The sequence below is a fragment of the Bacillus sp. FSL P2-0099 genome, from assembly GCF_038007445.1.
Taxonomy (GTDB): domain Bacteria; phylum Bacillota; class Bacilli; order Bacillales; family Bacillaceae_G; genus Bacillus_A; species Bacillus_A mycoides.
In genome coordinates, this window is the sequence record NZ_JBBOXE010000001.1 from 1,619,408 (window position 1) to 1,631,918 (window position 12,511).

The 12,511-nt window shown below is 33.6% G+C and carries 10 protein-coding genes and 1 pseudogene; all 11 read left to right on the forward strand.

Annotated features, from left to right (window positions below; all coding sequences use genetic code 11):
- Positions 1 to 49 precede the first annotated feature (49 nt).
- The 11 genes and pseudogenes from MKY90_RS08355 to MKY90_RS08405 all read left to right on the forward strand — a co-directional run bounded on the left by MKY90_RS08355 (position 50) and on the right by MKY90_RS08405 (position 12,414).
- Positions 50 to 460, forward strand: a complete 411-nt coding sequence (locus MKY90_RS08355; protein WP_012260670.1) for a hypothetical protein — start codon at positions 50 to 52, stop codon at positions 458 to 460.
- Positions 461 to 470: 10 nt separating this feature from the next.
- On the forward strand, positions 471 to 1,580 hold the full coding sequence (locus tag MKY90_RS08360) for a flagellar hook-length control protein FliK (protein WP_242309141.1): 1,110 nt from the start codon (positions 471 to 473) through the stop codon (positions 1,578 to 1,580).
- Positions 1,581 to 1,583: 3 nt separating this feature from the next.
- A complete protein-coding gene (locus tag MKY90_RS08365; RefSeq protein ID WP_002086480.1) occupies positions 1,584 to 2,162 on the forward strand; it encodes a flagellar hook assembly protein FlgD in 579 nt (192 codons plus the stop codon).
- 16 nt (positions 2,163 to 2,178) lie between these two features.
- Positions 2,179 to 3,402, forward strand: coding sequence for a flagellar hook protein FlgE (locus MKY90_RS08370; protein ID WP_002012032.1), 1,224 nt, complete (start codon positions 2,179 to 2,181; stop codon positions 3,400 to 3,402).
- Between the two features lie 49 nt (positions 3,403 to 3,451).
- Positions 3,452 to 3,787 carry a DUF3964 family protein gene (locus MKY90_RS08375; protein WP_215587563.1) on the forward strand — a complete coding sequence of 112 codons (336 nt, stop codon included), beginning with the start codon at positions 3,452 to 3,454 and terminating at the stop codon, positions 3,785 to 3,787.
- A gap of 364 nt (positions 3,788 to 4,151) precedes the next feature.
- The gene (locus tag MKY90_RS08380) at positions 4,152 to 4,637 is read left to right on the forward strand and encodes a hypothetical protein (protein ID WP_012260675.1); all 486 of its coding nucleotides are present in this window, start codon (positions 4,152 to 4,154) and stop codon (positions 4,635 to 4,637) included.
- A 141-nt stretch (positions 4,638 to 4,778) separates the two neighbouring features.
- Positions 4,779 to 5,687 (forward strand): chemotaxis protein, encoded by a 909-nt coding sequence (locus MKY90_RS08385; RefSeq protein WP_002030950.1) that lies wholly within the window; start codon positions 4,779 to 4,781, stop codon positions 5,685 to 5,687.
- Positions 5,688 to 6,177: 490 nt separating this feature from the next.
- Positions 6,178 to 7,125 (forward strand): DNA-binding domain-containing protein, encoded by a 948-nt coding sequence (locus tag MKY90_RS08390; RefSeq protein ID WP_016119942.1) that lies wholly within the window; start codon positions 6,178 to 6,180, stop codon positions 7,123 to 7,125.
- Positions 7,126 to 7,208: 83 nt separating this feature from the next.
- Positions 7,209 to 7,450, forward strand: a pseudogene (locus MKY90_RS08395) (Ger(x)C family spore germination protein); the annotation flags it as partial.
- A 448-nt stretch (positions 7,451 to 7,898) separates the two neighbouring features.
- Positions 7,899 to 9,131, forward strand: coding sequence for an N-acetylmuramoyl-L-alanine amidase (locus tag MKY90_RS08400; protein WP_341091024.1), 1,233 nt, complete (start codon positions 7,899 to 7,901; stop codon positions 9,129 to 9,131).
- Positions 9,132 to 9,678: 547 nt separating this feature from the next.
- Positions 9,679 to 12,414, forward strand: coding sequence for a sensor domain-containing protein (locus tag MKY90_RS08405; RefSeq protein WP_341091026.1), 2,736 nt, complete (start codon positions 9,679 to 9,681; stop codon positions 12,412 to 12,414).
- Positions 12,415 to 12,511 lie beyond the last annotated feature (97 nt).

The following is a 12,511-nucleotide window of genomic DNA, read 5'->3' on the forward strand; positions in this document are numbered from 1 at the left end:
ATATAATAGAAAAAGGTAACGTTATAATAGGAAGGAGCTATGAAAACAGGTGAATAAACAGCAGTACGACACGATTAAATTGCAGATTAATCAAGAGAAAGAACATATCTTGAAAGAAGTGTACGAACTAACAGCTGAAAAAAGAAAAATAGAACGAAAAAAAGAATATGATCTATATGTTGTGAAATCACGCAATAAGGTTGTACAAACGGGACAACGTATTATGGCTGGTATGCTGTCTTCACATACATTTTCACCTGAAAGAATAGAAGAATGGAATCGAAAAATTAAAAAAACAGAAGGTTTTATTCAAAAAAATGAAAGCCTTTTAGAGCAAATAAAAGAAAAAGAACGTGTCATTGATGAAATGTATCAAGAAGATTGTAAGAAGCTTGCGAAAGTAAAAGAAAAGCTGGAAGAAAAAATGCTTCTTGATTTAAAAATGTGTATGAACGGATGAGGTGGATGTAGTGATACAGTTTGTATTACCGGTGCAGCAAAGTTTACCTCCGCAAAAAGAAAAAGGGCTAGAAGTACAATCGAAAAATGAAAATTCTTCATTCGATAATACAATGAGAATTGAAAATAAAAAACAGCCGAAAACGGAGAAACCGAAACGAGAAGAAGCACCAGAAGAAGAGAAGAAAGAATATATTCTCGCAAAAAAAACGGTAACGAAAGAAGAGCCGATTGTAAAGAAAGAAGAAAAGAAAGAGACAGAACAGTTATTGTTAGCTGTATCTGAGCAGATGGTTGCAATTGAGCAATTGCATATGCAGCCAGAATTGTTATATCAATACATACAAAAAATACAGGCGTTATATAAAGAATACGGAAATATTAAACTGAACGAATTGCCCGCAGCTGAATTACAGCAATTACAAGAGCTTTTTTCTAACATGAATATTAAAAATGCCATATGTTTAGAAGATACAATGCAAATGGTGCTAGACAAGGTGACGATGCCAGAGCAAACGTTGCAAGTATTAAAAGTCGTAGAAACAGAAACTTGTAATATCGCAAAGAAACAAGAGGAGTCCAAGGAAGTAGAACTCCAGAAAGCTGAAAGCGATGATGTGAAGTTAGAGTTACCAGAAGTCGATCAATTAAACGATTCAAGTTCGGCCGGAGCTGAATTATTAAATAAGGCAACGGGGACTGATCAAATAGGAAAACAAAATAGTGGAGCTGAGAAGGTTACATTACCTGACTTAGGCAAGAAAATGGAAGCACAAGTAGAGGCTCTGCAAAAGTTTGTAGTGAAACAAGAACGTGTTTTATTCCAGCTAAATCCAGAGAAACTTGGTTCATTAACTGTATTTATGAAAAAGCATGGAGATCAAATTGAAGTCCATGTAGAAATGGAAAAACACGATGCGAAAAAGCGTGTTGAAATAATTTTTGACGAATTGAAGCTGAAATTAAAAGAAAAAGAAATTAATATTCAAATAAGTTATTCAGAAAAAGATGAACAACGTAAAGAACAGCGAGAACAAGAGCAAAGACAAAAACAAAAATTAGCAAGTACGAAGCAAGAAAAACAAGAATCGAAAGAATTTGCAGGATTATTGGAGGAATAAAGCGTGCCAACAGTTGGATTAAACACAACGAGTACAAATCATATTCCATTGCAGGCAGGAGCGCAAAAAAGTAATGCACCTGTTAACGGTGTACAATCGCCAGTTCAACAAACAAACGGAGTATCAGAAAGTGCTCAAAAAACTCCTGGTGTAATGGGGAAAGACGATTTTCTAAAATTATTTTTATCGAGTTTCCAGCACCAAGATCCGTTCAATGCGATGGATATGAATCAAATGATGAACCAAACAGCGCAGTTATCTCTTATGGAACAAGTGCAAAATATGACAAAAGCAGTTGATTCTTTAAGAACGACGATGTATTCGACAGCGCTTGATGGTGGAATGAAATTTTTAGGGAAATACGTAAGAGGTATTGACGGTGAAGGGAACAAAGTAACTGGTCAAGTAGAGACAGTTCGCCTTGCAGAAAATAACGATGTACAGCTCGTTATTAATAATAAAGTAGTATCTCTTCGTTTCGTTGAAAGAGTGTCTGATAAACCGATTGGAGAAACGAATCCAGAAGATGCAAAGAAAGACGATCAAAAAGTAACTGAAGAAGTAAAAACTACAAATTCATAAGGAGTGTACATACGTTATGATTAAAGCGTTATATACAAGTATTACAGGAATGAACGCAACACAAAATGCATTAAGTGTAACTTCAAATAATATTGCCAATGCACAAACGGTTGGTTATAAAAAACAAAAAGCAATGTTTGATGATTTACTATATAACAATTCAATTGGTGCAAAAGGTGACGGTAAATACGCAGGAACGAATCCGAAAAGTATCGGTAACGGTGTGAAAATGAGTGGTACGGTTACGGATTATAGTGATGGTACAATTACGTTAACAGGTGGCAAAACACAAGCTGCAATGGAAGGTAATGGTTTCTTCGTTGTAGGTGATTCAAAAGGCGGAAACATGGAATTTACGCGTAAAGGTACGTTTGGAATATCTTCAGATTATTATATTACGAACACAGAAGGTCAATACGTATTCGCATACCCTGCTAATGAGGCGACTGGTGAAGTTGATTTATCTGGTATTCCAGGCCCATTGCAAATTCCAATGGGGACGGCAATTGGTGGTATTCGAACATCGCAAGGGACAATTAAAGGGAATATTCCAACTGGTGAAAAACAAATTACGCAAGACTTACCTGTATACGATAATGCCGGTAATACATGGACAATGCGTGTAGAATTTACACAAACAAGCGAACACAATTATACATATAAAGTACAGATGCGTAATGACTCGAAAAAGGATACAAAGTTTGAGGATGTTCCAGGTGCAGGTGGTAATATGACATTTGATGCTGTTGGAAATCCAAATCCGAAAGAGCAAGGGGCCAATATTCCATTTGATGGTGGCTCTATAAAGTTAGACTTAAGTCATTTAACGAATCATCCGACAGATAAAACATTATCAGTAACAAATGTAGATGGTAGAGCGGCGGCGACTGTTAAAGATTGCTTTATTGCTGACGGTGGATATGTGATGGTAAAATATTCTGATGGAAGTATGAAATCTGCTGGTCAATTAGCTGTTGCGATGTTCCCGAATGAAGGCGGTTTGATGAAAACTGGAAATGGTAACTATACAGCGACGAATACAACTGGTATTTTAGCGTTAGGTGCATCTGGCCAAAACGGTGCAGGAAAAATACGTGGTGGTGCACAAGAAGGTGCAAACGTAGATTTATCTGTAGAATTCGTTGATTTAATGTTATACCAACGCGGATTCCAAGGAAATGCGAAAGTAATCAAAATTTCAGATGAAGTATTAAATGAAGTTGTGAACTTAATTCGATAATAAATCGTAAAGAAAAATTGTAACGTAGTAGAAAGGGTTTTATATTCGTATGACAAGACAAGAGCGAATTTTACAATTGCCTTTTTTCGAAAATAAACGTGAGCTTGCTGAGCAAATGTTAAAAATAGAACGAGAAGAGCATGTATATTTACCAGATCAATTTGAAATCAAACAAGTGCCTCCATATTCGTTTGGTGAAAAGCAAGCAATCATTGGCCGTATACACGAGTTTTATTTCGTAAGTATTGGTAGCGATAGTGTTTGGAAGTATCAACTGTTTAAAGATGAGATGAAGTGCCGTGAGTTTTTCGTTATGTTGCCGGATATTACGGATCAGCAGCTTGCTTTTTGGTTCAATAACATTGAGCTGTTAAAAGGGGCTTAAAAGCTTTCTTTTAAGGTTTTGAGAGAGGGCCTAGCGATGAGTAGTAGCGGTTAGTGCTTATGAGTGGCTCGCGCATTGTGAGAACAGAGATATGGAGTGGTTCTAGGTTAGTTGAAGAGGGGCGAGGACCTAGCTGAGTGTAGTAGCGGTCAGTTGCCTATGAGTGGCTCGTACATTGTAAGACGAGAGGTGTGGAGTGGTTCTAAGGTAGTTGAAGAGGCCAAAAGCCAAGTGTAGGTGGTGCCTCTTCACTTTTGGGAGAGAGGATTTATCCGAGTCTAGAAGCATTGATTTGAAATAGATTTAGATTAATTAAGATATTGTGCAATTAGACTAAGTTTATATAAAAGGAGAGGTGAGGAGGATGGCGCAGAATAAGTATCGCGTTACATTCATTTCGCCAAGTGAGGTTGAGCAACGTACTGTAATGGCGGCGAGTAGTTTACCTAATTTAATACGTCAAGTAGAGAGTATTATTGCAGATCCGAACGGTTATTTTGTAAATGATAAAAAAAATAATTGCTATTTTAAAGTTATTAAAGAAAATGTTACGTATATTCAATATGAGTTACTATTTTCTGATAAGGAAATTCACATTGAAAAATTAAAGCATATGGCGCCTAGTGTACTGAAGAAATTATTTGAGAAAATAAATGATCCTGAACTATACGCTCTTTCGCTTATCGATGTTGATATAGCGACGAAAGAATATGTGCTAGGAGAAATGGGTCCAGAGCTAAGAATGAGAGTGGAAACAGAGCTTTCAAAAAAATGGGAAGCGATGCCGACAGAAATTGTAGGAGCACAAGAAGTGTTACTAGAGGCACTTGCTTCGTTTATACAAGATTAAGTTTTACCGGTAGTATTTCTACTTTAAAACTGTGAGAATCACTCAACTATCTATATTTTTCATATAGGTAGTTGACTTTTCGGTTTTAATAAAGCTTAATAATTAGATATACGGAATTAATGGAAGGGGAGCGACACCTTTATGTCACAAGCACAAAGTATTTTATTAGAAAGCGGAACAAACGAATTAGAAATCGTAACGTACACTGTTGGTGAAAATTTATTTAGTATTAATGTAATGAAAGTGCGTGAAATTATTAATCCATTCCCTGTTACAACTGTGCCAGAATCTCATCATGCAGTTGAAGGTGTTGTTCAAGTACGTGGTGAAATTTTACCTGTTATTAACTTAGCAACGGCTCTTAATTTAAAATCTATAAAACCACTTGATCAAACGAAATTTATCATTTCAGAATTAAACCAAATGAAAGTTATTTTCCGTGTTGATGAAGTGCATCGTATTCAACGTATTTCATGGGAACAAATTGATGAACCAGCTTCATTATCTATGGGACTAGAAGAAACGACATCTGGTATTGTAAAACTAGATGGGAAAATCATTTTACTATTAGATTATGAAAAAATTGTATGTGAAATTAGCGGTACTGGTTATGACAATAAATCACTTGCAGGATTAGAGCAAAAAACAGATCGAGCTGAAAAAGTTATTTATATTGCAGAAGATTCAGCGATGCTTCGTCAAATACTAGAAGAAACATTATCATCAGCTGGATATACGAAAATGAACTTCTTCAGCAATGGTGCAGAAGCATTAGCTCAAATTGAAAAATTAGCAAAAGAGCAAGGTGAAAAAATGTATGAACATATTCACCTGCTTATTACAGATATTGAAATGCCGAAAATGGATGGACACCACTTAACGAAAGTAATTAAAGATAGTGAAGTAATGAATCAATTACCAGTCATTATTTTCTCTTCATTAATTACAAATGAATTATTCCATAAAGGTGAAGCAGTAGGAGCGAATGCTCAAGTAAGTAAGCCAGATATCCAAGAATTAATCGGGCTAGTTGATAAGTTAGTACTATAAAGCTTCTTTTAGTTGGAAGAGAGGAGCCAGCCATATGTGTAAAGACAGAAAGGTAGAGTGTTTCTGAGATATTTTTGTTTTTCTGTAGCCACGGTGGTAATAATGGTCATTCTTTCGGTTAATTAGTTAGCGTTGTGTAAAACCCTCACCTTTATAGTAAAGGTGAGGGTTTTTTTACATGATGTTCAATTATTTCATCTATAAGATTTCGTGGTGGCGCAAACTTTTTCGGTGAAAATATATTAGGAATACCATATAATATAATTAAGTAGAATTTTTCTGATATAATATTTTGCTTAGCTATTTTTATTTTTTAATATTTGTTAAAAATCATTTTTTATTTCGATACTTTTTATACCTTTTTATATGTTAATTATTTGACAGATAATTTCGAAATGTTATAATATGGATATGTAAAAATTTCTATTTTCTTAAAGGGCATGGGAGTCATATGAGAATTGTGAAAGGATGAGGGGGAGTGACACAGATTATGTATCACCACACAGCAATCAATGTATTAAGTCTTTTACAAAACATGTCAAATAATAAAACGAACGATATGAAATTAGAGGCGGAATTTAAAAAAATAGAGAAACAATTCCAAGTCAGGTATGAAGAGCTAATCGATTTATATAATAGAATGGTATTATTTCAAATAGATATAGAAAAAAATGGCGGTATGCGAGTATATGAAAAATCAGCGATTACTTGGTTGAAGTCTGAACTAGAACTATTGTATGAAGTGTATCAATTTTGTCAACGTCATGGCTTAAACATCGCAAATATTTCAAAATATGTTAGTAAAAATGAAATGAATCTTTTCCGAAAAACGGAAAGTCAATTGCAAAACACGTATTATAAATTAAAAAAACAAGAGATGCCGTTTGAAAATATTGAAAAACAAAAGCCGGGGCGAAAACGTAAGTATACACCTGTAAAAGAGACAATTGTTGAGACAAAACAAGAAAGCAAGCAGGAAGTAAATGAAGACGTTCGAAATGAAGAAGATGAAAAAAGCCTCGTAACAGTTATGTCTGGCATCGTGGATAACTTTGAAACAATTAGTCAATGTAGTGAAAAGAGAGAACACGAATTGCATCAGTTCATGGAGGGAATCTATAAGCTTTCTAGCATGGCGGCAGAGCGTTCGAAGGATGAGAAGAACGCACGTGGTCTTGAAGGCGAATTACATTCATTACGAGCTGAAAATGAAAGATTAACACGAGAGAAGGCAGAGCTCGTTCATGATATTAAAGAAATGACGCATCATTTAATTCATTTCATTACGAGCTCGGATATCGATCAAATTCGTACATTGCCTTACTTCGTAAAAGAATGCAAACAAGATCTACATAAGCTAGGGTTATATAACGCTCAAGACGGAAAAATGAAAATTATGGTTGACCGTAGTGGACAAGTTATGACCGTAACACAATAAAAAAATTGGGTACAAAATAAAAGGGAGATACATAGTGTATATGTATTTCCCTTTTGTTTTGTATGGAATCATTTCGGGCAGAGGAAAAGTTACAATTAATTTTAGTAAATCAAAAATTTGTACAAAAGGAAGGAGCTAGGTCTTACTTTGTAGTATTGTGATCCGAAAAATACTGGGAATATGCGTATTGTCACTGTGAAAGGGCTTAATACATAATGATTTTAAAGATAAACCGGCTCTTCCTCAATATTTAACTGATTTCATTGAGGTGAATAAGTTGTATAATCGTACAGTTGTTATTACATTTCATCAACAAACTTTTAATACGGAGAATTGAAGAGTAAAGTAGGATTCCAAAGCATAGCCAAAAAGGTGGCTGTTATAAGTTATTTGCCTACCAAAATAATCAATATTTGTTTAAAATATAAGATTACTATTTTATTATACTGAGTAATTATTCATATTATATAATAATTACTTACTATATAATTAACATGGTTATCTTACAAAAATGTAAGGTTTTTTTAATTGACACTCGTACATACAAGTAACTATACTGGTTACACAATGTTGGTTAATATATTTAATAGTCTCTATCTATAAGTGTATGTCTCAGGATTCTTTTCGGAATAATAGTTCGATTTGAATTTGTTATCTTTAATATAGGGATAATGCGGTTCTTGATCTATTCTTTATTCTAAGTCGTATTATTTAAAGATTAACTATAAATGATATATTTACCAAGTTGTAATAATTTTTAGAGGTGTTACATTTTGAAATACAAATTAATTGCTACAGGAATTCTTGCTGGAAGTCTACTATCCTATTCATCTAGTGCATTTGCAAATACTCATAAATTCCCAGATGTTCCTGCATGGGCTGACAAATCCGTTAATTATTTAGTTGATAAAAAAGTATTGAGTGGTTATCCAGATGGAACTTTTGGTTCAAGCGATACATTAGATAGAGCTTCTGCGGCAACAATTATGACAAAGGCCCTTGGTATACATATTGACTTAAATGCAAAACCATCTTTTACAGATTCACAAAACCACTGGGGAACGCCGTATATTGCTGCTGCTGAAAAAGCAGGAATAATTAAAGGTGAAGGAAATGGAATATTTAATCCTTCTGGAAAAGTTACTCGTGCTGCAATGGCAACAATGTTAGTAAATGCATATAAGCTACAAGATAGAACAAATAGTAATGGGCAAAGTAAATTTGATGATTTAAAAGGACATTGGGGTGAAAAATTTGCCAATATTTTAATTGATTTAAAGATTTCTGTTGGTACTGATAATGGTTGGCAACCAAATAAATTCATAACACGTGCAGAAGCCGCACAACTTACTGCCAAAACAGATACCCTTCAATACAGTCCGAAAAACCCTTTAGAAAGTAAAACAATCCTTATTGATCCTGGACATGGTGGTGCAGATCCCGGAAAGTCCACAAAAGGATTGCCTGAAAGTAAAATCGTATTAGACACTTCCTTACGCCTACAACAATTGCTCGAAAAACATACACCATTTACAGTTTTACTAACTCGTGAATCTGATACTAGACCTGGACATGACCAAAAAAGCTCTTTACAGGAACGTGTTAAATTTGCTAAGCAAAATGAGGGGGATATCTTTATAAGCATTCATGCAAATGCTTTTAATGGTAATGCAAAAGGGACAGAAACATACTACTATAAATCTTCTGAATCCGAAAAAACAAATCCTCATGTGGAAGAAAGTCGTGTGTTAGCGGAAAAAATTCAAACACGTTTAGTAGAGGCTCTTCAAACACGTGATAGAGGCGTTAAACATGGAGATCTTCATGTTATAAGAGAAAACGACATGCCAGCTGTGTTAACGGAACTGGCTTTTATAGATAATGGTATCGATTACAGTAAACTATTTACGGCAAACGGCAGAAAGATTGCAGCAGAAGCCATTTATGAAGGGGTTTTAGATTATTATGAATGGAAAGGAAATAATGTATCTGAATATAGATTGTAATAGGTAAAAGAAAGTTTAGTAATTCTAGGAATATGAAATTTATAAATTGCTAAAGTATAGTTTTGTTATTTGAAATGTGTTTTAGTTTTATAGTGTATACTAGCACCGACTTATTAAGGATTATAAATAAGTCGGTGTTTAAGTTAGCGTACTTAATGAATACTATAGAAGTTATGAAGAAAAAAAGATAAATAGATAGGGGCATACACCTACATTCATTATTTTTACGTGAAATTTTAATTTAAAAATAGTTAAGTTATATGATTCAGATGGGCAGTATACAATTAGTTCAAAGAAAACATTCTTTGAACTAATTAGCTATTAAATAAACTTGTTACATAAATAGTTCGTATAACAATAATTGATAGTGTTAAGGACATAGCTGTTCATATTTTTTTGTAATTCCTGTTATGGAATTATTAAATATTTGCAGGTGTAATGTAAGGCTGCTTTATTTTGAAAGAAATCTTTTGAAATGGTCATAATATGAATAATAATTAGAAACAAATTTTTAAAAAATGATGAAAGACTTAAGAAGGTGAATATATTGCTTAAACATTCACATTTGCAATTTATCTTATTAACAATAGCTCTAATATTCTATATAAGCTTTTGCTATATATTTTTATTTGTTTTTCCGAATCAATATTTCGTATCAGATTTTAATATCCGACTATCATCCTTAGTTGTTGAAACTACTGTATTTATCTCATTACTGTATTCTATATTATCCAGAAAAATTAAGTTAGGAGTATTCTGGGTTTGCATTACTATTGCAATAGGGTGTTTCTTGATAGGGAATTTTATATCCGCTTTTCAAGTGCTTAATGTAGAATTACCAATACAAAATTTTAATATCTCTGATGTGTTTTTGTTGTTTTTCTTATTCTTCTTTCTCTTTGCATTCTTTTATAAAATCATTATGGAATGTAACAAGTGGGAAAAGGCGTATTTACTTTGTGATTTATGTATTGTTGTTACTGCTGTTTTTACATTAGAGTGGTACCTATTTAATAAACCTTCTGCAAATATCTTATTCTTATCAATTGGAGATGTTTTTCTTTCATTTATTTTTCCGATTATAGATTTATTGCTTCTTTTACTAGGAATTAGCCTGATCTTTCGACCAGCTATTTTTAATGCGAAAAGTAAATTATTTATTTTTATTCTCGTATTAACTGGATTGGCTATTACGGACTACTTGTATTTTTACTTACAAGATGATTTGTCAGATCGTTCACTTATATTATTAAGGTGTTTGTATAGAGTTTTCCTATTATTAATTGCTATTGCTGCTTCGATCTCAAAGAATGCATCTTCTAGAAGGAATTATTTCATTATCGATCCCACATTTGGGAAGAAACTTCTTGTTATATTTCCTTATCTTGCAGTTGCGGTATTAATTGGCTTTACTTTAAAAGAGCAAACTTCCTCGGCTACACTTATTACTGGGAATTGTATTGCATTTGTATTTGTGCTGATTCGTCATACTATCGTACGAATGCAAAACAGCGATTTAACCGAAATGTTAAAAGTGTTTAATAATCAATTAGAACAAAAAGTATCTCAAAGAACAGAAGATTTAATAAAAAAATCCAATGACTTGGTCAAAAATCAAGAGAGATTTAAGTCATTATATGAGTATCATCCAGATCCTATTTTAACGATTAATTCAAATGGTACTGTGTTAAATATAAACCAGGCTGGAAGTATGTTATTAGGAAAAAACAGTGATGAGTTAATAGGTAAAGAGTGCTTCTCGATTTTTTTAGACGAAGATAGATCTGAATTGGAAGCAGCTCTACAGGAAGGGAAACGATGCAGTTCGGCTTCGTTACAATTACGTGTGAAAAATAATAATGAGAAGGACATTCATTTTTGGTACGTCACCATTGTTCCTATTATGATAGAAGGACAAACTTTTGGGAGTTATGTAATGGTAAAAGACATTACGAGAATGAAGAAACAACAAGATGAGATAAACTATCTAGCATTCCATGATACAGTGACGGAGATTGGAAATCGAATATTCTTCCAAAAAGAATTAGAAAAATCCATTGAGCGTGCACGAAAAACGCAGGGTGAATTTGGACTCTTGTATATAGATTTAAATCGTTTTAAGACTATTAATGATACACTGGGACATTCAATTGGTGACAGTGTTTTAAAAGAAGTTGCTAAACGTTTTAGGACATGTCTGTTACCGGCTATTCCTCTAGCGAAAATAGGGAGAGATGAGTTTGCAATCATAGTCCATAACCATACAGAGCAACAGCTATTGGATTTGTGTGAAACTCTATTTCGTATAACTGAAGAAGCATTTGTAGTAAATCAGCATAGCTTTTACTTATCTCTTAGTATAGGAATAGCGGTGTATCCGTTTGGAGGAATAAATACTACTACACTTTTACAACATGCTGATATTGCTATGTATCGTGCAAAGGAAAAAGGTAATAATGCTGTTTGCATGTATGACGAGACATTATCAAAAAAAATAACAAGACGATTACGATTAGAACAGGATTTACCGAAGGCATTAGAAAATAATGAGTTGTTTTTATTATATCAACCACAAGTTGACAGTAAGACTGGTATGGTTATTGGTGCAGAGGCTTTAATTCGTTGGCAACATCCAGAACTGGGACTTATTTCTCCTTTTGAATTTATACCTATCGCGGAAGAAACATCGCAGATTATTTCAATTGGGAAATGGACGTTACAGGAAGCGTGTCGACAACTGAAAGAATGGCATTCTGCGGGCTATTCAAATCTAAAAATGGGGATAAATTTATCAGCTATAGAGTTTGAACAGAAGGACTTTGTTCAAACAATCATATCTACTATAGAAGAAGTAGGGGTACCTGCTAGTTCGATCGATTTAGAATTAACTGAGCGGATAGCAATGGTAGATGAAAAAGAAACGTTAGCGAAGTTAAAAGCATTAAAATCATATGGTGTACATTTATCAATTGACGATTTTGGCACAGGGTATTCTTCATTAGCATATCTCCCTTTGTATCCAATTGATACCTTAAAAATTCCAAGAGAATTTGTTAATAGGATCGGAAATTCTACTGATGGAAATGAAATTATTCATACCATTATTTCACTAGCGCATACTTTAAACATGAAAGTGATCGCAGAAGGGGTAGAAACGAAGGAACAATTAACAGTGTTACAACGTAATGTATGTTATCTAATTCAGGGCTATTACTACAGTAAACCTGTAAGTGAAGATGAATTCATCAAGTTTTTAAGCACAATGTCGCGTCGCCTTTTCTAAGAAAACCACAATCTAGATTTGTTTTTTGTTGAAATTATAACAAATAGAGGACAGCAAAGTAACTGTCAAAATGTTTTAGCATTTAATTTGGCTTAAT